This window comes from Mesomycoplasma dispar (assembly GCF_000941075.1).
Lineage (GTDB): Bacteria > Bacillota_I > Bacilli_A > Mycoplasmatales > Metamycoplasmataceae > Mesomycoplasma > Mesomycoplasma dispar.
This window is the reverse complement of sequence record NZ_CP007229.1, coordinates 568,383-592,180: the sequence shown is the minus strand read 5'-3', so window position 1 is coordinate 592,180 and position 23,798 is coordinate 568,383. Positions and strand designations below refer to the sequence as shown.

9 protein-coding genes are annotated in these 23,798 nt (G+C 30.4%); 6 read left to right on the top strand and 3 right to left on the bottom strand.

Going from position 1 to position 23,798, the window contains the following annotated elements:
- Position 1 precedes the first annotated feature (1 nt).
- From MDIS_RS02150 to tuf, 3 genes are all read left to right on the top strand, one after another.
- Entirely contained in the window at positions 2 to 700 is a 699-nt protein-coding gene (locus tag MDIS_RS02150) for an MPN527 family putative ECF transporter permease subunit (RefSeq protein ID WP_044635442.1), read from the top strand.
- 154 nt (positions 701 to 854) lie between these two features.
- Positions 855 to 3,563, top strand: coding sequence for an endopeptidase La (gene lon / locus MDIS_RS02145; protein WP_044635441.1), 2,709 nt, complete (start codon positions 855 to 857; stop codon positions 3,561 to 3,563).
- 297 nt (positions 3,564 to 3,860) lie between these two features.
- Entirely contained in the window at positions 3,861 to 5,069 is a 1,209-nt protein-coding gene (gene tuf, locus MDIS_RS02140; protein ID WP_044635440.1) for an elongation factor Tu, read from the top strand.
- Positions 5,070 to 5,160: 91 nt separating this feature from the next.
- Here the strand turns inward: tuf and MDIS_RS02135 are convergent, their stop codons facing one another.
- From MDIS_RS02135 to MDIS_RS02125, 3 genes are all read right to left on the bottom strand, one after another.
- Positions 5,161 to 11,136 carry an SGNH/GDSL hydrolase family protein gene (locus MDIS_RS02135; protein WP_197722420.1) on the bottom strand — a complete coding sequence of 1,992 codons (5,976 nt, stop codon included), beginning with the start codon at positions 11,134 to 11,136 and terminating at the stop codon, positions 5,161 to 5,163.
- A gap of 154 nt (positions 11,137 to 11,290) precedes the next feature.
- Positions 11,291 to 13,741 (bottom strand): Ig-specific serine endopeptidase MIP, encoded by a 2,451-nt coding sequence (mip, locus tag MDIS_RS02130; protein WP_052506215.1) that lies wholly within the window; start codon positions 13,739 to 13,741, stop codon positions 11,291 to 11,293.
- Positions 13,704 to 15,782: a putative immunoglobulin-blocking virulence protein gene (locus tag MDIS_RS02125; RefSeq protein WP_052506214.1), complete on the bottom strand. Its 2,079-nt coding sequence runs from the start codon at positions 15,780 to 15,782 to the stop codon at positions 13,704 to 13,706. Before MDIS_RS02125 ends, mip begins: the two co-directional genes overlap by 38 nt.
- 226 nt (positions 15,783 to 16,008) lie before the next feature.
- On the opposite strand from MDIS_RS02125, the gene pepF reads away from it, so the two are divergent.
- From pepF to MDIS_RS02110, 3 genes are all read left to right on the top strand, one after another.
- Positions 16,009 to 17,832: an oligoendopeptidase F gene (pepF, locus tag MDIS_RS02120; protein ID WP_044635439.1), complete on the top strand. Its 1,824-nt coding sequence runs from the start codon at positions 16,009 to 16,011 to the stop codon at positions 17,830 to 17,832.
- Positions 17,833 to 18,023: 191 nt separating this feature from the next.
- Positions 18,024 to 20,843 (top strand): P97 family adhesin, encoded by a 2,820-nt coding sequence (locus MDIS_RS02115; protein WP_408605783.1) that lies wholly within the window; start codon positions 18,024 to 18,026, stop codon positions 20,841 to 20,843.
- A gap of 15 nt (positions 20,844 to 20,858) precedes the next feature.
- Positions 20,859 to 23,702 (top strand): P110/LppT family adhesin N-terminal domain, encoded by a 2,844-nt coding sequence (locus MDIS_RS02110; protein WP_044635437.1) that lies wholly within the window; start codon positions 20,859 to 20,861, stop codon positions 23,700 to 23,702.
- Positions 23,703 to 23,798: the final 96 nt, after the last annotated feature.

Below are 23,798 nucleotides of genomic sequence, written 5' to 3'. Positions count from 1 at the left end.
AATGGCAAATTCAATTTTTTGGCGCTCTAATTTTAATTTTAAGTTATCTGTTGCCGGCATTTTATTTGGTCTTTCGTTAGTTTTTTTTATCTTTTCACAAAATTATTTTAGTTGACCGTTTTTTCAAAATCTTGGTTTAAAAGTAGATCTTTCAACCCTTTTTTTTATCCCAATTTTTCTAATTTCAGGTTTTTGAATTGGTTTTACTTGCCTTTTAATCAGGTTTTTAGTTGGACCTTGACTGAGTTTTAACAGTTATGGCGGAATTGATATCATTTATTTTGGTCATTTTATTTTATTTTTTGCCTCTTGCATTTATATTTTTAGTTTTCTTTTTTTTCGTTTTTTATTTCGAAATTTTTTACCAAATTCGCAAAAAACGAAAACAATTATTATCCTAGCGTTAATTTTTGCAATTTTAGTTACCGCATTTTTAATGACTTATTTAAACGGAATTCTAATTACGCCAGTTTATTTAAGACTTTTCAAATTAACTGATTCAATTTCTTTTCTAGCAACAATTGAAAAATGAGATGAAGTTAGCAAAAATTTTCTTGGAGATTTAAAACTTCCTTATTGAACTTTCATTTTAAGCGTTTATACCCCTTTTAATTTAGCTAATTTTTCGCTTGAATCGATTTTAGCACTGCCAATTTATGTAATTGTTGACCATTTTCTTAAAAAAAGAATAAAAAATTAATTTATAATTATATAAATGCTGACAAATTTTAGTATAATTTTGTTAGTGAATTATTTTATATTTACAAATATCTTTTTTCTTTTTTTTGGTACAATTAGTCCTCTAGACAATTATCACCAAATACGAAAAACATTATCAATCGGAGATTTTTGATATGCCTACTAATTCTTATCGCTTTTTAATCGCATCAGAAGAAATATATTTTACAAACACAACTCAACGAACAATTAGTTTCAGCGACCCTGATTCGATTAAAATTCTTCGTGAAATTTATAGTTCGACTTCAAGACAAACCTTAACTAATAAGGAGTTTTTGATCGTTTATCGCAAAAAAAATGAAATTACCCCTGTTGAGTCCGATGATTTAGAAGATGAAGAATTATTAGAAGAAGAATTAGAAAGTAACGAAACATCAGAAAAAAAATCAAAAACAAAAAGTAAGGCTAAAAAAGTAGAAGAAACTGAAACCAAAAAAGAGAAAAAAGAAGATAATAACGAAACTAATGAGACAGGTAAAAACCAAAAAGTTAAAGATAAATCTGTCGAAGATTTAACAAAAATCGAAAACAATTTCCAGCCTAGAGTTTATGATCTTAGCGAACTTTCAAAATATGCTTCTTTGATTAAAGTTCAAAGTTATCGCGCAAGAACTCGAAACGACAGAAGTGATTGACATACTGTAATTCTCGATTTTACTGTTCTTGAAAAAGTGCAATTACTCGAATTTGTTCCTGATCCGCAAAACACTAGAGCAGATCAAATTATTGCTCGTACAACAAGAGAAATCGTAAAAAACCGTGAAATAAACTCAACTTTAGTTGAAGATTTAGTTGAACTTGCAAAAAAAACAAAAACTTTTCACATCCCTTCTGAATTGTTAGTAATGGTTGAAAGGGTTGATAAAAGTGATGAAACTAAATTAACTGAATACATAAGAAAAGTAACTAACACTTTAGCTACGTCATCAACTTTAACTTATCAACAAAAATATTACCTTTTTAGTTTAGGTTCTTATGGTTTGCGAATTAAAAAACTTTACGAACATGTGCATACACATCGTGAACAAGTTCGTCTTGAAGACGAAATTAACGTTATTCTTAAATCAAATTTAGACCGTCAACAGACTGAATTCATCCTTAAAGAAAAAATTAAAGCAATTCGAAAAAAACTTGGCGAAGACTCACGTTATGAAGATGAAATTGAAGAACTTTTGCAATCAGAACTGGGAAAATTAATTTTCCCCCGTGAAGTCGCAAAAACAATTAAACGCGAAGCGAACAAACTAAAGTCAATGATGGCGACCTCACCGGAGTCAAACATTACTAAAAATTACCTTGATTTACTTGTTGCCCTTCCGTGAAGACGTGTTAAAAAAGATATTCTTGATATTAAAAATGTTCGTGAAAAACTTGAAGAAGCTCATTACGGTCTTGATGAAATTAAAAAAAGGGTGATCGAATATCTTGCGGCACTAATTCACCGCCGTGCTAAATTCGAAGAAGAACCTCATCTTAAAAAAATTGGTTCTGATTATACCGATTCAAATTTATTCGATAATACAAAAATCCGTAAACCAAAAGGAAATACAATCCCAATTCTTACATTAGTAGGACCGCCAGGAACCGGAAAAACTTCAATTGCAATGGCGATTGCCGAGGCAATTGGTAAAGAATTTGTCAAAATTTCCCTTGGTGGCATTCGCGATGAAGCGGAAATTCGCGGCCATCGCCGCACTTATGTAGGTGCACTTCCAGGAAAAATTATTCAAGCGCTAAAAAAAGCGGGCGTTTCTAATCCGTTAATTTTACTTGATGAAATTGATAAAATGGGCTCTGATTTTAAAGGCGATCCAGCAGCGGCGATGCTTGAAGTTTTAGATCCCGAACAAAACCGTTTCTTCCAGGATCACTATCTTGAACTTGAATATGATTTATCACAAATTTTATTTGTGGCAACCGCTAACGAAATTAACGACATTCCCGAACCTTTACTTGACCGGGTTGAAACAATTGAACTATCTTCTTATACTTTCTTAGAAAAACTACAAATTGCCAAATCACACTTAATTCCGGCAGTTTTAAAAGAAAACGCACTTGATGCAAAATACTTTCCAATCGATGATACAACAATTGACTTTTTAATTCGTTATTATACTCGCGAAGCTGGTGTGCGTGGACTAAAACGGGTTTTTGACAAAATTGCCCGAAAAATTATTGTTAAACTACTTGAAAAAACACTTGAAGATAATTTCAAAATTGATATCAAATTTGTCCGCGAACTTTTAGGAATTGAAAAATACGATCCTGACTATGTTGATGCTAATCCACAAATTGGTACTGTCAACGGTCTGGGTTATTCGCCCCTTGGTGGTTCAACTCTCCAAATCGAAGTTACAACCATTCCCGGACGCGGCGATATTAAACTAACGGGATCGTTAAAAGATGTAATGCAAGAATCAGCACGAATTGCTCTTTCTTATGTTCAGTCAAAAGCGAAAGATTTTGGAATTGATCTAGATTTTGAAAACACTTTAATTCATATTCACGTTCCTGAAGGCGCAATTCCCAAAGACGGACCTTCTGCTGGAATTACATTTGCAACCGCGATCATTTCCGCGCTTACACAAAAACCGGTCTCACACGATATTGCAATGACAGGTGAAATTACTTTACGTGGAAAAGTGCTCGGAATTGGCGGTCTTAAAGAAAAATCACTTGGGGCTTACAAAAACGGGATTAAAACAATTTTTATCCCCCAATCAAACGAGAAAAATCTTGTTGATATCCCTGATGAAGTTAAAAAAGCAATTAAATTCATTCCGGTTGAAACATACGAGCAAATTTATGACTTTATTTTTAAATAATTATTGTGAAATTCTTGCTTTTAAATGTTTAAACATTTAAATTTATCCAAAAAATTAACTTTATTCGCCCCCGACACCCCTTGTTTTTCAGACTTTTTTTGAGGGTCAAAAATCTTTAAATTATTTTTAATTTTTGGTATAATTATAATAAAAATCGTTTGAAAAATTTTTTTAAAACATCGGGTTTTATAGTAAAATTTGCTAAAAAAAGAGGATAGGAAATAGTTGCAAGGCTATTCAGTGGTGGTTTTTAGCAAGTTTTTATAAAGCAATTCAAAATAAATTGAAAGGAAAAATATGGCAGTTGTTAAATCTGGTGCAAAAAAAGATTTCGACCGTTCAAAAGAACATATTAACATCGGGACAATTGGTCATGTTGACCACGGAAAAACTACTTTAACAGCAGCGATTTCAACCGTTTTAGCAAAAAAAGGGTTAGCTGAGGCAAAAGATTATGCTTCAATCGATGCTGCTCCTGAAGAAAAAGCGCGGGGAATTACAATTAATACCGCCCATATCGAATATAGTACCGACAAACGTCACTATGCCCATGTTGATTGCCCGGGACACGCCGATTATATTAAAAATATGATCACCGGAGCCGCACAAATGGATGGAGCAATTCTTGTCGTTGCTGCAACTGATGGGCCTATGCCCCAAACTCGTGAACACATTCTTCTTTCAAAACAAGTTGGTGTGCCAAAAATGGTTGTTTTTCTTAACAAAATCGACTTACTTGAAGGCGAAGAAGAAATGGTCGACCTTGTTGAAGTTGAAATTCGTGAACTTCTTTCTTCATATGACTTCGATGGTGATAACACTCCAATTATTCGTGGTTCTGCTCGTGGTGCCCTTGAAGGAAAACCTGAGTGGGAAGCAAAAGTGTTAGAACTAATGGATGCAGTTGATTCTTATATCGACTCACCAGTGCGGGAAATGGACAAACCTTTCCTAATGGCAGTCGAAGATGTTTTCACCATTACAGGACGGGGAACCGTTGCAACTGGTAAAGTTGAGCGTGGGCAAGTTAAGCTAAATGAAGAAGTTGAAATTGTTGGTTACCGTGCTGAGCCAAAAAAAACTGTTGTAACCGGAATTGAAATGTTTAACAAAAACCTTCAATCCGCAATGGCAGGGGACAATGCTGGTGTGCTTCTCCGTGGTGTTGACCGTAAAGATATCGAGCGTGGGCAAGTTATTGCTAAACCAAAAACAATTATTCCCCACACTAAATTCAAAGCCGCAATTTATGCGCTAAAAAAAGAAGAGGGTGGAAGACATACACCATTTTTCAAAAACTACAAACCACAATTTTACTTCCGTACCACTGACGTAACTGGTGGGATTGAATTCGAAGCTGGTCGTGAAATGGTAATTCCGGGTGATAATGTCGATCTTACTGTTGAACTTATTGCCCCAATCGCCGTTGAGCAAGGAACTAAATTCTCAATCCGTGAGGGCGGAAGAACCGTTGGTGCTGGAACCGTAACCGAAATTATTAAATAGTTTTCGCTTTTCCATTTAAAAGTCAAGTTTAAATCCAACAAAAAACTTCAGGTATACCTGAAGTTTTTTGTTTTCAAATTCAAAAAATTATTTACTTTTTTGTTGGGCTTTCATAATTATCAGGATAAGTTCCTTGGCGAATTTGTTCAAGCACTTGGTCACGAAGTTTTTCTTGACCGGTTTCAGCAGAAAAACGATTTTTTTCTTGATTATAATAAATCATTGTCAGCATATCATTTAATTTAACATCGGAAGATGAATAATAACTCGTCCAAATTTGCCATCAACCACTTTTAGGTTTTGTTGGGTCGCCTATTACTTTGTCGATGAAAGTTTTATAATCATTATCCTTAGTTTTATTTCTATTTGCTTGTTCACCGTTTTGTAACGATGCACGGATTATTTCAGATGCGGTATAGGAAGACAAAAGACCGCCGTAAAATGCTGTGGATCGAGCTCAGTGCTTAGAAATCCTAGATTCATATGTATAAAAAAGAAGGATTAGTACTAGTCTATAAAGGAGTCTTCCTTTTGATGATTTTTTAAAATTATCGATTGTTATTTTGCTAGAATTCTTCTCAGAGTACCAAATTCTATGAAATAATTTTGAAATTGCTTCAAGCTGAGGGTCTTTTTTATTTGATTTAAAAATTGATTCAAATGAAATTCCGGTATAAGTTATATGATTTAATTCTTTTAAAATTGGCGAAGCTTCATTTTCCTTTGTCTTATCTCATTTTGATGAGGCTAAAAATAATAAATCAAAAAAGTCAGCAAGTGATTTAGTTGATATTTTTTGATTAGTTGGAGTTTTTAATGTTAATTTTTTTTCATCAATTAGATCTTTTTGATCGCTTGAACTTTGGCCTGTTGAGTCATCCTCACCAATTTTTGGTTCAATTTTAACAACTAAATCAAGATTAACTAATTTTGCTAAATCTAATTTGCTAAAAATAGCGCTAAAAAAGCTTGCACTTTTTTGACTAGGATCTAAGGTTTTGATTGATTGTACAATTTGATCTAAAATTCCTGAAAGTAACGGATTTTCTAACCCTAAATTTATAAAATCTTTGAGAAATTTAGTTATTATTTCTCTTGGTTTTTCTATTTTATCCTTGGTAAGATTTTCGTTATTATCTAAATTTAATTTTAAATATACAGCAATTATGTCGGCGGCTAAGTCAGCAAATTCATTATTTTTTATTAAAAAATCAACCACAGATCATAAATATGATTTTAAAAATTCTGAATTTGATTCTTTTTGAGAATTTGACTGGCTATTATTGGCGTTATTATTGGATTCATCACTTAAAAATTTAGTTAAAAGTGCAGAAAATGTTTTTACTTCTTTAAATAAAGCAGAATTTTTATTCATATAATCTAAAAGACGAAAAATTAAAATTTTATTAATTGGTTTAGGCAAAAATTCCAGCAACACCTTTTTGAGTAATGGCTCAATTTTTTGCTTTTTTTCTGTTGATAAATTACTAAATAGCGAAAAGCTGGACACATCGCCAATGTTTAACAAACTAATTTTGTCTTTGAAAAATGATGAATTAAAAATTTTAACGATGATATTTCAAAGATTGTCTCTTTCAGTTTCAGAAATTTTATTATAAACTGATGAAACTTGCTTAATAAGTTCAATAATAAATTCTTCGGTGCCAATTTCTTTTTCTAAAAGCAAATTAAAAGTTTCAAGCGAAAATTTCCCGCTTGTTAAATTACTAACAACTGAAACTAATTTAGTTAGCAAAGCGTTTTCTTTTGAATAAATTGCTGATTTTTCAGTTTGATTTGCGGTTTGAGTTGATTCTGTTCCTTGACTTACCGACGAATTTTCGGATGTTTCACTAAAAGGTGTTGTAATTATTTCCGAATTTTTTACTGATTCACTAACATTGACAAGATTTGTTTCGTTAGGAACTATGTTTTCGATATTTTCATCAGTTTTGTAGTAATTTTCGATGTTATTTAAAATTATTTCCTTAATTAATTTAAAAAACGGTAAAAATTCGTTTTTTTCAAAATTAGTACCGAAAACTTTAGCCGCAAGCGCGGCAACATTCTCCCCTAAATTAGTTGACTCATCTAATTTGGTAATAAATTCACCGATAATTCTAGTAAAATAATGTTTTTCAAATAAAGTTTTAATTAATGAAAAATTGGTTAACGGTTTGTTAATTTTTGCCTTTGCAACAATTTTAAAGTAAGAATCAAATAAATTTGAAAGTGCTGGAGAATTTAGAAAACTATTTAAAATTGGTAAAATATTATCAAAATAATCTTTTGGTATATTAGTAAGTCCGGCTTTTATTTGCTCAAAAATTGCATTGGTTCTTGCGACTTCGGCAAATAATTTTGTAATATGTTCCTGATTAATTTTGCTTTTTTGATTTTCTGTTGTACTTTCGTCTTGATCGCCTTGATAATAAGTATTGGCGATATCAACACTAAAACTATCTAATAATCTTTCAAAAATTGACTTTTTCGAAGAAGAACTATCAGAAATTGAATCAAAAAGAATCCTAATTAGCGCTTGAATTGTTAAAGGTGATTGAACTTTTTGCCCATCTTTAAAACTTAATGTTGATTCTTTTCATTTTGTGAAAATATCTCGCACTAAAGTTAAAATTGTTTGAATTGATTCTTCAGATAAATTTACTTTACTTGCTTCTAAAATTGTTTTTAGAAACGTTGAAAGCGAGTCTCAAGTTTTTGAATCACCAAGGAAAAGACTAAATACTTCCTCGATTAAATCACTATTTTCTTTTAAAAAATTAGTTATGAAAGTGCTAAAATCGGCTGCTTTGTCAAATTCTTCTTTACTAAAGAAGTGATCAACAAATTTTGCAAGTAATTTTTCTACCTGTTCAGATTGGAAAAAGTTACCTAAAAGGTCTAAAAGTGATTCGACAACTTTTTCCTGACTGAAAAATGGATTAGATTTTAGCTTATCAACAAGTTGAGTATGAAGAAAATTTTGGCTAAAAAGATCTTTAAAAAACAAGATTAAATCTTGACTGCCAATTTTTTCCTTGAAATTAAGGTTTACAAGTTCTTTTAAAAGTAGGTAAATTTTATCGTTTGTAAAGAAATTATTTAGGAAAAAACTTCAAAAATTTGCAAAAGACAAATTTGCGTCTAAATCGGCAATTTTTTGCTTGTATAATTTAATTTCAAGATCTTTTTTATCTTTTTCGGCTCTTTCTAAATTGGTTTTGAGTTGGTAGTATTGGTCAAAATTTTGGGTTGTGAAAATTTTAAAACTAGCAAGCGCTCCGCGAACAAACTCAAAAATTAAATTAGTAGAATTAGAGGTTTTATTATTTTTCCAAAATTGATATTTTTTCTGAAAATCTTCAAAAATTAATTGAAGAATTTTTGAAAAAGTTTCAACTGTTTTTTGGCTCAGCCCTTCAGAACGTAATGATTTACTAATTAAATTGCTAAAATTTTGAATAAAATTTTCGTCACTTAGATTTTTTGCTAAATAATCATAAATATTTTCCTCAATTTTTGGCAGATTATTTGCCAAAAATTGAAACCCGAAACGACTAAGATTGTCAATTTGCTTATATGAACTTCTATTTACTAGAAAATCATTAATTGCAAAATTGACAACTTTTGACAAAACATTAAAGGAATTTTCACCTAAAAAGTCTCTAATTGAATTAAAAAATAGTGAAAAATTGCTATAATTTGGCGTACTGTTATCGATAAAGTTGCTTAATTCAAACTTATTTACAATTGGGTAAAATTTCGTTAGCAATTTTTTAAGTGATTCAATTTGATTATTGCTTAAATCAAAAGTTAAAAGTTCGTGGAACAAATCAAGTAAATTTCCAGGTTTTTTAAAAAAAGTTGCATAGGTAGCCTGAATTTGGTTAGCAAAAATTGTTGAAATTTTTTGACTACTTTGACGAAAATCGCTACTTTTTATAAATTTTAGAAAACTTTTTGCACCTGTGTCATTAAGTTTTTCCCATGTTTTTGTTCGAATAATTATATCTGAAACTGAAAGTAAAAGACTTATTAATGAATTTTGGTCATCTTTTTCGAGATTAAGTTTAAAATTTTCGTTAAGTATTTTTACTAAAAAACTAACTGACTCGCGGTGTTTTAAACTTTCAGCAATGAAACTTTTGGCAAATTTTACGATATTTTCGTAATTTTGCGGATGTGTTAGAAAAATTTTGAGCACATCTTCAAAATTTTTAACACCTTCATAATCTTTTGACTCAAGAATAAAATCACTAATTATTTCTGAAAACAATTTTCTTGTTGATTCAAAAGTGAAAATTATTTTTAAATCATTTTTATGTTCTGCCGGAATTCCGATGGCATTATCAATTAGTAAATCTTGAATTGCACTTTGACCAAAAATTGATGCAAAAAGTATTTCTTTGATTTTGCCGCTATTTTTACTTGCAAAATCAGAACTGACAACATCTTTTAACACATTTATTAGTTTTTTTTCACTAAAACCAGTGAAAACAAAACTAATAAGTCCGGAAATTGTTGCTTTTTCCCAATTTTGGTTGATTGTAACATCGTTTATATAATTTTGGAATCGCTCGATAATCTCAAGGAAAAAGTCGCTTTGCAAAACCTTATGTAAAATATCAGAAAATGATGGATTGTTTTTGGCGTTTTGTAATCAAAAATCGTTTAGCATTTTTTTTAAACGGTCATTAATTTGCACATTTGAACGTAAAAAACGGTCTAAAAATGTACCAAAACTGGTTTCATACCAAATTCTTGAAAGAATTGCAAGTTGTGGATCTTTTGCTTTTTCAATTTCGGCGGTACTAATTTGCTCAATTTTAGATTTTTGTGCAATAAATTTCTCAACTGAATCATCGATGCTCAAGGCTTTGTAAATTTCTAAATTCGATCCTATATTTAAAATTCGACGGTAGGTGTCTTGATCTTTTTCTAAATAATCTTTGTTTCAATTAAGTTTTTTAACAAATTCGCTTTTGAATTCAGGATCTTGTTCAAAAGCAAGCTTGAATAATAAATCCTGTGCCATTTTTTTATAACCTTTTGTCGAAGGATGGATGTCAAATTCATTTTTAGCAAATTTATTTGTTTTTTCCATCCAAGTTTTTTCATTATAAAGGTCAACAAAATGAACTTTTTGTTTTTTAGCAACTTTTTTAATTGTTTCATTTAATTTTTTAAGCGTTAGAACTGTGTAATTTTCAGGAAGACCGAGTTCGTTCATCAACAACTTTTCAAAAAATTTGATTGACTGGGAAAATAAGACGTTATAACCAAGTAAAACTATCTGTAAATTAGGGTTAATTTCACGAATTTTTTGCACAAAAGACTGTAAATTCTTGCTTATTTTCTCAAGTGCTGCTTCGATAACCTGTATAAACTCAAAGGCGGCCTCTGCTTTTGTGGCGGTTTTTTGACTAGGTTTTGCAACTATTCGAAAGTCAATTGACTCCATTAAATCATTTGCACCCAGCGAAAGCGTTAACAAATTGGCGTTTTGAATTTTTTTCTTTAATTTTGGATAATTTTTTGCAGAAAAATTTCCAAAAACATCGCGAATTTGTTGACCATAAGGTGATTTTGTTAATTTATCAAGTTCATAATTAAAGTTAAAATGCATTTTATCAAAATTTTCAAATTTTGCATTTCCAGGTTCAAGTAAATAAAGTCAATCAGTGATTGTTGTCCACGAAAGCGCTAGATTGTCAAACGATTTTATTGCATTTGGTCTAATTTTTTGGATAAAATCGGCAAAAAACGCCGGATAAGAAAGACCTTTAATCTGTGCGCTTCTCGAAATGCTACCGCGAAAATCAAAACTATAATCCCAATTGAATCCTGCAGAAATTGAATCGCCAAGTGCTAAATAATTAATTTCATTCAGAATTGGCTGGTTGATATCACTTGAGTGATTTGTCGCGCTATTATTAGTAAGGTCGTTTTTATCGCGATTTTTCAAACCAATCAAACTAGCACCAATAGCCGCAGCAGTTAAAGTGCTAAAACTTAAAAAGATTTTAAAGGCTTTTAAAAAGTCAGGTTTTGGTAATTTTCTTTTCATTATTTTACCCCTTTTTATGCTAATTTTTGCTCTTTTTTGCCTTTTTTATTATTTAAATAAAACATAATGAAATTTATTAAAAAGCACAAAAATTAGTATAAATTATACTAGATTTTGCACTTAAAATTACGAAAAAGTTAAATTTAATTTAACTTTAATTATTGTCAGGGGCGCTTGAGAGTACGCGTGAATATGTCCGTTTTTGAATATCATCAGGTAAATTTACCACATTTGGTTTATTAGCGAAAACATCTTTGCGTGTTGACTCGCTAAATCCATTTGGAAATAAATTAGTTTTTAATTTTTTTTCTGCTTTTTCACCATAAAGTTGCAACATTGCATCAAAATAAGATTTAAACTGATTTTTTGAGCCATAAATTATATCATAAGCAGGTAAATTATACTTACCATAATAACCTTTATAGTCAAAACCGTATGAACGAAGCGCTAAAACCATCGCAACTGAAGCGCTCTTGTCGCTGGCAAATTGCAGTCCGTAAATTTTTTGATTCCCATCACGAATCGAAGTTCCCGAAACCCCACCTCCAGATGCGAAATTATCAATTAAAAACCCTTGACCGGAAAGTAAGTAAGGACTTGATGCTTTATTTCCTTCAGGTAATTTTGCAATTTCAAAATATGATTTAGTCAAAGTCGGATTTGAAATAAAATAGTCAGTAATTCCAGGTAGATTTACAAAAGAACGATATGATCTTGACCAGGCAAATTCACCACCTTTTTTTCAACGACCATCTTCGGGATTGTTATTAAAATAAAGCGATTCTGATTTGTTAAATCAAGGAGAAACATTGAAACGACGATGGGCAAAAAGTTTTGGATCCTCGTAACGATTTAGTGTATTTTCGCCTTCGTTTGTAGTTGAAGGTCAACCAAAACCGTAAAAATCAGTAGGCAAAATTTTTTCATATTCATTTTTATCAAGGAAGTTTTCTTCTCGCCCTTGGTAATGAAGTTTTGCATCGTTATAATAATCTTCGGTCATTTTTTTTGCTTGTTCTTCGTTGTCAAAATTGACTTCAACAACAGCAAAATCGAGTGCTTCTTCGATATTTTTATAACGTTCTTGGTCAGAAAAGTCTTTTGGCGAGGACTTTAGCGCGTTTGTACCGATTACAATTGTTCTTACATTTAAAGGTTTTTTTGGCGTTTCGTTAACTAAATTAGAATCACGTTCGTATTTTTCATCACGTCCGTTATTAAAAAGATTACCTTCTAATTCTTTAACTCTAACTTCAACATTGTCATAATATTTGTTAAAATCTTCGCCTAAAGAAGTTGGTAGTTTTGCAAAAACCGGCGTTGTTTTTTTAAGTCTTGTAAGTGAAAGTGCTCAAGTGTTATACTGACGGTATTTTTCAGAATAATTTCCCTCATCACGTCCTCAAACTTGATTATTTTCTTTTGGACTATCATTTGCGAGTCGTAAACTCGCGGCAACGTGTGCGTTTGTGATAAAAAATCACTTTAAAGGATAAGAATTATCATCTTTTTTTTCAAAATCCAAAATTGCCGCTGTTCCATAGGATAAATCCGAACGAATCACCCGTTTTACGTCATCTTGGTTCGTGATGTTGTCGTTAGGATCGCGAACGGCGCCATTTCTTATCCCGAAGGAAAAGGAATTTTTTGTAATTTGTTGATAAGTTTCATTAGGTAAAACGCGAGGAAGACCATTTCGGTTTGAACCACCAGTTTGTTTTTCGTTACCTCAATAGGCTGGAACTGACATTGGTTGTTCAAGTTCGTTAATTAAAAGTCCAGTAATTTCGCCTTTTTCGTTGATTTTTGGCAACGAAAAAGCTCTAAATTGTGAATTTTGGTACAAAGGTTGATTTGCCGATTTTGCTTTTTCATTTAGTTTTTCAAGAACTTTCGGATCAATAGGATCAAAACTATCTGGATATAATTTTAAAAATTTTGGTTTATAATTATCAACTTTTTGTTGCATTATATTGTTTAAACTCTTGTAGTAAGCAGTTTCTCTTTTTGGATCATCGTATTGATATTGATCTTCGACAATGCGTTTTCCATCTTTTCAAACCGAAAAAGTTTGACCCTGAGGTGCTAAAGATGCGGTTTTTTCAGGGGAATCAGGTTTGAATTGAACCTTTTTTTCTTCATCAGGCGAACTCTGTTTTGCATCAGAATTGCTGTTTGAAGTTTTGTTTTTAGTTTCTTCTTTCTTTTTTTGTTCGTCGATTAATTTTAAGAGATTGGAAAAAGTACTATCAAATTCGGTCTTTTTTGTTGTATCAGTTAAATCTTGATCGGCAAAAGTTTTTAATTTTGCTAACATTTGCTCAGATTTTTCTTTAAATTGAACTTTTTCGTTTGCGGATAAAATTTTGCCCAAATTTTCAAGTTCAGAATTAATTTCTGAAATTAATTTTTGAAATTCTTGACTGCTCTTTTTTTGATCAGTTGAAAATTTCTGTTTTAAATTAGCGACTTTTTGGGAAATTTGACTAATTTTTTCCGAATTTGTTTCAACATAAGTGCAGGCAATAACTGTTAGTGGTAAAATTGTTGGTAACAAAAACAAAATTTTAGACTTGAATTTCGTCAGTTGTTGTGCTGTTTTCATTATTTGCTCCTTTATTTCCCGTAATCGATTTAATTTCAATTAAAACTTGCCCGATTTTATTGCCTAATTTACTTTTTACACTTTCATTTTCAACATAAATTTTTGTAATTCGTCTTTGCCCATTCGCGTTTGCCGCTCTTATAAATGTTTCAATCTGACTTTTAGCATCACCAGTTAAATTTTGACCTTTTAAATAAAGCGGAATGTTAAACGCTTCTTGACCATTTTTCATAAAACGGATTTCAACTGGCGGTGGACCTGGTTCGCCAAAGGCAAGACGTTCGGCGAATTGAGCACCATCAAAGTCAGAAAGATTTGCAACATAGGCAGGACTGCCGCCAACTTCATCGTTTTGAAAAGTTATCCTTTTAAACTTTAGTGTTCTTTTTCCTTGATAATTTTCTTTTGCAAACGGATCATCAGGTCAGTTTTCAACATTTATATTATAAACACGGTTGAATTCATCAAACCAAATTCCCTTTAATGTTTTAATATTGGTATCAGAAAAATCTAGATAACTTGGTCATCCACCTTTTCCGCCAAAATTACCTTGGAAAACGCGCTGATTAATTTTTGAGTTAAAAACGATTTCAAAGCCAGCATTAATTTGTGCAAGTTCATCACCTTTATCAAAGCGAATCGTGTTAAACGTAATTGAAGAAGGAATTTTTTCACCTGCATTTTTGACAACATTGTACTGACCTTGATAATCAAAACTGATAAAATCAATATTTTTAAGTGCATTTGGATTAATTGCTCATTGTTGAGATCGCGCATTTGCATCAGAATAGAGTTCGAGTTCTTTTAACTTGACGTTTTCAAGACCACGAAGTCCGCGTGTTGCCGCGGGATTATTCAAAAATAGACCTAATTTAATCACAGAGGAAGGAATTGCTTTTAAAATTGGGTTGATATTTTGCAATGAATTCAGCGATCCAACATTTCTTAAAACAACAGACTGAATTTTATTATCTTGCTGAATCGCTTCATTCATAATTGTTTGGAATTTATTAAAAGCGTTATTATCATCGGCATCAAGAACGATAGTTTTTATTGGACTTCTGTTTGCGCGGTCAGGGTTTTCACTATTTGGAGTATATTCATAAACTTTTATTGAATCGCCAGTGATTCCATGTTTTGAAAAAATAGTGGAAAAGTTATTTGAAACATCCTTTTTATCTCAACCGGCATATTCTAGTTTCGAAATTGAACTAGAAACTCGCGAATAGTAACTTGGAATATTAAAAACACGGTTTAAATTTTCTTGCTTTAGTCGATTTAAAGTTGGATTTTTCGACTCATCGTTATAACCTCAAGCGTAAGGATTGTCAGGAACGGGCAACATTCCTTGTTTTATAAGTTTAATTTCCTCAGCCGTCAATGGTTTTGGATTTGCTAATTCACGCTTTAGTCTTTCAAGTTCGGCTCTATTTTGTTCAATACGAATTGCGGGGCAATCAATTGAAGGATCGCAAGAATATAATTTAATTTGCCGTGTTTCTTCCCATGCTCTTCGTGATCCAGGGGCATCTGGGTCGTTTGGTTTGTTATAATCTTCGTCGAATTTCCGGTTAATTTCTTTTATTTCTGCATCTAAATTTGCTATTCGAAACTCTAGTTTTTTAATTTCTGCTTGTATCCCAGAGGATTTTCTTTGGTTTGCAAGTTCAGACAATCTTGCTAATTCCGTTCCTTCGATTAAATTCACACCATTGCTAGCGTTATTACGCGGTGCGAATTTTGGTTGTAAAGTTGGCGCTTGCACTTTTGATGCAATTTCGATATTATCTGATTTTGGTTTTTCAAGAGCTTTTTCTTGATCTTTTTTTTCTGATTCAGCACCGGAAATTGGCGCTGATGATTGTGAATTTGACTGTGATTTATCTATCGTTGAAACATCAGAATTTGATAGTCTTGTAGTGCCATTGGCATCAAAATTAAGTGTGGTTAAATAATTCCCGAGTACGGCTGCAATCGAAACAACTACTACCGGGGTAACGATAAAAAGGATAATTTTGCGCCTTCGAGTAAGAAAAATCATTGTAAACCCCGCTTAATTTTTATTTCTTTGTTTTTACTTTACCACTTTGGCACCTAAACATTTTAAAATAATTATATTATAATTAAAACTTTGAAAAATTAGCAATTCTAAAATTTGATTACCCGCAAAAAAATAACTACAAAATTAAAAATAAATTTACTTTTACGTTATAATTATACAATAAATTTGACATTCAATGGAAAAATTTAAAAATAAAGGAGTAAAAATGCAATATAAAAAGTATTCAGATATTCCCGAAAAGCACCGTTTTGATTTAGAAATACTCCTTGAGGGCAAATCTATCGAGGAAAATTTTGCTAGTATTCTTGCAATTTCACAGCAATTAATTGCAAAAAAAGATCAGCAATTTGATAATGTTGAAAATTTTCTTGAATACAAAAAATTAGAAGCGATTTTTGGAATAAAGTATAACAAAATTTACAATTACATCTCAAATAATATGAGTGTAAACGTGATTGATCCAATTTTTAGTCAACTTAATGAACGTTTTATGTTTTTAATGTCAGAATTTGAAGCTAAATTAGGTTCAGTTGATGTAATTTTCTATAAAAACGAAGATAAAATTCGTTCCTGAATTAGCGACGAACGTGTAAAACCTTATCTAAAAGATTTGAATTATCGACTTGAAAATAAAAAGCACAAACTTGAAGATGAAGTTGAAAACTACCTTACAAAATCTTCTTTTGGTGAGGTTTCAGTTTATAACGTTTTTTCAATTCTTTCAAATTCAGAGACAAAATTTGAAGACATTATTGACGAAAAAGGTGAAAAATTAGTTCTTAATTCAACAAATTATTACAACTATTTGAAAACAGGCAGTCCTTTAGTGCGCAAAACTGCCTATGAAAATTACCACAACGCCTATTTAAGTCATAAAAATACTTTTGCAAATTTACTATACCAACATATTAAATCATATTCTGTTGATGCAAAAGTGCGCAATTACAATTCTTTAATCGAATCAAGTCTTAGTTTTGACCGTTTTCCAGTTAAAAATTTAGAAAAACTATTTGAATTTGTTGCATCAGCAGCACCAATTTTTGAAAAATTCAAAAAGGCACAAAAACATTTTTACAAAGCTAAATTTGGCGCTGAAATGAACGCTTGAGATCGTTTAGTTCCACTTGTTGAAATAAAAAACAATTATTCTGTCGAAGATGCTCAAAAAATTGTTCTTGAGTCAATTAAACCGTTGGGATCTGAATACGAAAATGTTGTTAGTCAATCTTTTGAACAAAGATGAATTGACTATCATTATGTTGATTCAAAAAGATCTGGCGCTTATTCAATTGGCGGATCTTATGGTCTTGAGAAAAAATATATTCTAATGAATTTCGACTTTACAATAAATTCAGTTCATACCCTTGCGCACGAATTAGGTCATTCGCTTCATTCATATTATTCTGATAAACACCAAGATTATCATAACAGTTCTTATCCAATTTTTCTTGCCGAAATCGCTTCAATCTTTAACGAATTAATGGTTGATGACTATCTCTTGAAAAACCAAGACGATGATAGTTTTAAATTTGAAATTCTATTCCAAAAAATTTCAACATTCATTAGTACCGTTCAAAGACAAGTAATTTGAGCTGATTATGAATCAGTTTTATATAGTAAAATTGATAGCGGTGAACCAATTAGTTCTTATGATGCTTTTGTGGGAATTTATCGTCAAATTTTACAAAAATACAATCCTAACGACCCACTTAATGACGAAAAACCGCTAATTTACAGTGTAATTGTCCCACATTACTATTATGGTTATTATGTCTACAAATACGCAATCGGCTATCTTGTTGCCAATGTTTTCTTCCAAAAATACAAAAAAGAAGGAAAAAAAGCGCTTGATAATTACATTGAAAACTTTCTTTCCAAAGGTGGATCTGACTGACCAAGTGAACTTCTGAAAAATGCTGGCGTTGATCTTGGTGATTCATCAATTTATACCGAAGCATTTGCCCTTTTTGAAAGCCAAATTGATGAATATATTCGCCTTGGGAAGAAAATTTTTAAAATTGACTTTTAACAGAATACTTTTGTTTTTTGATTTTATTTTACAAGAAAAAAAGTTAAATTTTTTCACCTAGGATTTTAAAAAAATTTGCTATAATTTAAATAGCAAATTTTTTTTATTTTTTTTGAAAAGGACGAAACAAAAATGACAATAAACACGAACAAAACAAAAAGATTTAGCAGGCAAAAAAAAAAAAAAGGCAGTTAATCATTTTTACTGGATTTCTGCTTTTAGGATCTAGCGCAATAATTACAATTCCAGCAATTTTAAGTACAAAATTAGTAGCAAGCGATCCGCTTTTTCAAGTCAAAAAAAATATTAAATTGATTTCCGCTGTTAATCTCAAAGATGAATTTGTTAATAGCGACTCGAATTATTTCATTGTTAAAAACAAAATTTTTAACAATGATGGTAGTAAAAAATCTGGTGTTGATTTAACCAGTTTTTTTGATTTCTACCAAAGCTTACCAAATTATTCAGGTGTGATTGATTTCAAAAACGATACGCTGTGATCAAAATTTAAAATTGAAATTTTTGAAATCAAACCAATTGACAGCGAACAATCTTTTGATGTTTACTACCGACTTTTGCAAGATTTAGGTAATAATAAAATTGCAAAATCTGATCTTTACCACACCAAAGTTGCCTATAGTTTTAATAGCAATTACTCACTTACCAACTTCGCTAATCAGGCAAAAGCGGAATTAAGCAAATTAAGACCTTGAACAAACCAAGAATTTAGTCGCTCAACTAAAAAAAGACTAACAAAACTAACGCTTGTTGACGACTTTTTTGCTGAAATAAACCAAGCAAAAACTGCAACTGAATTGGAAAAAATTCTTGACCAGTTTTTCAATTACAGCGAAATCATTAACAATTTATATAAAAAAGCAGAAAACCAATTTGAAAATGAACTTGGAAAATTGGTTCCAAAAATTCAAGTTCAACTTATCCAAGACCCAATGTTTCACCAAGGTTTTTTAACAAAAACCGCAACTGAAAACATTTATCGTCTTTGATTTAATGTTAGTTTTGCGCCTGAGTTTGCAAAAACAATCAAGCAAGATTTTAATTCCGATGCTAAATTCCAAAGCTATGCCGATCTAGATTTTTCCGACTTTTTCCTAAACGAAAAAATTAAAGACGAGATTAATTTAACTCCTTTTAGTCAGCAAGATTATTTAAATCTATCAGCCGAAAATCAAGGAAAAGCTCGTGATGCTTGAGATTTTATAAATTACTTTAAAAATCAAGTTTTTGCCACTAAAGATGAAAAGAAAAAATTTTTAAATGATCTTTTAAAGAAAATTACCAAGAAATCCTTAATTGAAAAGCTTAATTTTGGTAAATCTTTTGATAATTTACCAAAAGAACAAATTTTTGAAAGTCTACAGTTCAACTTTGAAATCGACCCCGACAAAGTTGAACTTGTAAATCAAAAAAATGAGGTGCAACTTCGTGTTTTTGGTAAAGTTAAAATTAGTGATGCATCAAAAAACTTTTCAATTAGTAAAGATTTTCATCAAGACTATGGTAATTTAGGTCTAATTTCGCAAAATGATCCAAAAATTTCTGAAAAAATTAAGGCTACAAATTTTGAATTTAACCCTATTTCTTCACAGTCTTCCTATCATAATAGCAAAAAACTCTCAAAAAATGAGATTTTAGAACTTCTTCAAAATGAAAATCATAAAAAATTAAGAAAAATTCTCACTAATAAACGTTATTATGGTGTTGAATTTGACGAAACTAGATTAAAATTTTTGGTTACTAATTATCAACTTCCATCAATTGAAAAACTAAAAAGTGTTACAACCGATGACTATAATTTCTCACAGACGGAAGGGGAAGAAGGGATTATTAACGTTTTTAACTCGATTGCTGGGAAAACCGAACAAACTTTACGATTTTTAGTAGCACTTGCTAGCAAGGACGTCCAATTTGTTGGTAAATATTGATTTGATTTTCTTCAATATTTAAAGTTAATAAAAACTGAAACAAAATGGCCAAGCGATTTTGATTCCCATAATTTTTTCAAAAAAATGTCTGAAATAAAAATTGAAGATACAAGGGATAAAGAACCTCCAAGTTCTAGAAAAAAAGATTTGTGACTCTTTTCTTTTAATGGAAATTATTGGGCTGACAAAAAAGGCAGATTACCTTATAGTTTCTTTCTACACGAAAATTTTAAAAACTTGAGAAATTTCATAAAAACTGATGATAAATCAGCAAATGTTGATTATTTTATTGAACAAATTCGTGAAACCGCAAGAAAAATCCCAGAAAACGAGGCAAAACAAGAAAAAAGTATAAAATTTGAAAACTTTGCCGATTTTCTAATGGCTTTTTATGCAACAGTTTATTCTAATGATAAAGGCCTTCTAGCAAATTCTTTAGGGGAAAATTTTGGCTATCAAATTAAATTTAATGAAAAAATAGAACCTAAAAATGTACAAGTTTCTACTATTTCTGATACTCAAAATAAAAAAATAAAATTAGAATATCTCTACAAAATTGGCCCAGTTGACCAAAATAATAATTTGATTTCTACCTTATTTAAGACAAATAAAGGTGAACTTGAAATTGAAGTTGATGACTCAGCTCAAAAATACGATGATGAACTTGAAGATCTTAACGATTTAGCACAACACTTACCAGCAACCAACTTTCCTGTTTATTTTAAAAAAGAAGATTATGATAAATTTAGTAAAAAAGTTCAAGAAGAAGTTAAAAAAGATAGTCCTAATATTGAAAAAATTCTCAAAAATTTCACTTTTTGAGAATTTTTTAAGTTAAATTATCCAAATTATGGACTAAAAATTGTAAAAGATGTTAACTCTAATACAAGCACAGATGATAATGCTGACATTAAGGATGTATTTGAAAACATTTCTTCAATTTCTGGTGAAACTAAAAAAGCACTTTATTTAGGTGTTTTTTCAAAGAAAAATCCTCAAAAAGTATCTGATAGCAAAGTTAAAATCATCATAAAGCAAGCAGAAACATCTGCTTTTAACATCTAGAAAAGGGAAATCAAAATGAAAAAATTATCAAAAAGAAATGTTTTATTTCTCAGTTTTAGTTTTAGTGTTCTTATTTCTGCTGCAGTCGCAATCCCGCTTGGAATTCGTGCATATTCTAGAACTTTTGATGCTGGACTTTTAACACATAATGAAAAACTAGATGGGGCAATTAGTCTATCAAATCAGGAAAATTTTGACCGAAATGAATTCCTAAAATTAGCAAAAACAGTTAAAATTAAAGATAATTTTGCTAAAAAATTATCTGCATACGATGCACTTGAGCTTCATTTTGATAAATTTTACAGTTTTGATCTAAATGATATTGTTGATTTTGGTCCAATTTTAGCAAAATTTCCTAATTTTAAGCTAAAATTAATTGTCCCACCTAAAAAAGATCAAGTAAAAGTTGAAAAAAATTCCTTAAAAAATTTAGCAATTAATGCAATTAGCCTTCAAAAAGCTATCAATTTTAATACCCAAGTTGAGCTTCAATTCAATCACAATGTAGAAAAATTAGAAATAAGTCCGGAAAATCTTAGCCTAGTGTTTCAATTTTCAAACAATAAGGTTACTAAAAATAAATCGGTAGTTGAACTTGCAATTGATTTACAGAAAAAATTTAGTGAAAATTTTAAAAAGGAAAATGCTAATGAAATAGCAGCCTTTTTTAAAACTTTGCCTGATTTTGGCGGAATTTCTATTCTAGATCAAAAAAAAGATCAAGTAATTTTGCCTACTAATTTCGAAATTAGACCAAAATTACAAAGTGAAAAACTTGTTTTTACAAAAGTAGATAATGCTCGCCCAAAGTTAGAACTTCAATTATCACTGGTTGACAAAAACACTATGAAGGAGTGGGATGTTTTTCTTGAATTTACAAATTTTCCAAAAATAAATGATGTAAAACAAGGAAAAATCGAGGAAATCTTTAAGAAAAATTACAATTTCAAAGCCGATCTAGCTAGAGTTTTGGTTTTTTCTAATTTAATGCCATCACAAGCTATTTTTGAAAATTTACCAGAAAAACTAAAAAATCACTCTGATTTTAAGGCTAAAAAAGTTTCAGATTTTAACTTTTGGTACCAAAAAAATGACTTAAATTCTTTACTTGATGAAGTTAAAAAAATAGTTCCCAAAAATTTTAATGCAGAAAATGTTGAATTTGAAATTGAAAATAAAAATTTTGATGAAAAAGAACTTAAAAAGTTTAATGAAAAACATCAAATCCCTTTAATTCTTTCAGTTAGTGGAAAATTCAAAGGAGAATCTTTAATTCCTGTTGGAATTAAACTCAATGATAAAAGTCAGTTTAATTACAGATTCAGTTTTTTAGACGACTTAAGTGATTCGATTTATTCTGCTTCACTTGAAAATGCGCTAAATCCGCTTGATAAAAGTGGGAACATTAATAAAAATGCTTTAAATTTAGAAGATCTTAAATTCGAAGTTAAACAAAATTTGCCTACCACAATTTTTGCTTCAACTTTTGATGAAACAATTTCTGAATGAAAAAATAAACCTTTAGATTTAAAAAACATTGATAAAAAGCTAAAACCACTTTTTGATTTACTAAATTCATCAGTAGTTTTAGAAGAAAAACAAAAAACATTAGCCGCAAAAGTTAGTGTTGGTACAACTTTATTTGCAGAAGAGCAAAAAAGCCAATCTCTCGGTGAAAAGACAGAAAATTCAAAAAAACCTGGCGATATTTTAAAAGAAACACTAGATAGACTTGCAAAAACTCCTTTACTTAAAAATAGATCAGTTTTTTTATCTTCTGAATTTAGTGATAAATATAATCTGATTTTAGATATTAAAGATGGAAAAGTTAGTGAAAAAAGACTAAAATTTCCAATTAAATCAGTTGTTGCAAACAATAAACCTTTTGAGCTATTGCAAGAAAAAACAAATTTACACCTTTTTCTCGATTGAAAATCCAACGTTAAAACAACTTCAAAAATTCACAAAGGTCCGATTGAAACTCCTAGAAATTATGTTGATTCAATTTCAGCCCTTAATAATTCAGAACTAAAATTTGTTCCTGGAAAACAGAATGAACAAAGTGAAAATGTTTCTAATGAGAGTTCTGTGATTTTTCCATTTAAAACCGAGGCTAATAAAGGAATTTATTTAACAGGCAACGGTTTAGAATTAGAAAACCCCTCTCTCCGTCAACCTTCAGAGGGTGTAAAAAATATTACAATTTTTTATGTTTTTAAACCTAGCGATATTTTTTATCCGCCTTGAACTAACTTTTCATTACTAAAATCTACAAAAAATTCTAGTAGTAGTAGTGAAAATAGTTTAGACCTTTTAATCAGAAACTATTTTGTTCCTGGGTTTAATTTAATTGGGGTTAATTTTCGAAAAAACACAACAGAACAACAAGGAATCCTAGATAATCAGAATCCTAATTCTTTGATTAGAACAACATTTAATGGCGAACTCCGGATTGAATTACGACCAGATGGAGGCGAACTTAATCTTGAGCATATTGCTCCAAAAAATGATATTGTAACCAACCAAGATTTTTTAAATAACACCGATGCTACCGTAATGGTTAAACTGAAAATTGAAAATAAAGAAGCAAAATTATCTTTTTATACAACAGAATCAAATACTCCTTATGATCCAGTATGAGAAATTAAAGGAGAAAATATTGATTTTTCAGGCTTTAGTGTTAATAATAATCTAAAATTGGGTATATTGCCACCAAAACAACCTGATGATAATTCTCCATATCGAGGCGCTATCATTTTCAAATCACTTGCGATTTTCGATAATTCAAAAACCATCGATGACAAGCAAATTGCTAAGAGTTTTATTGACGAGTATTTTGACCTTAAACAAAAAAATTAAATAAAAATTACTTAATTTTTTATACTATTTTACTAAAAAAGTAATACAATTATTATAATTGTATTTTTAATAGTTAATTTAGACAACTTTGGAGAA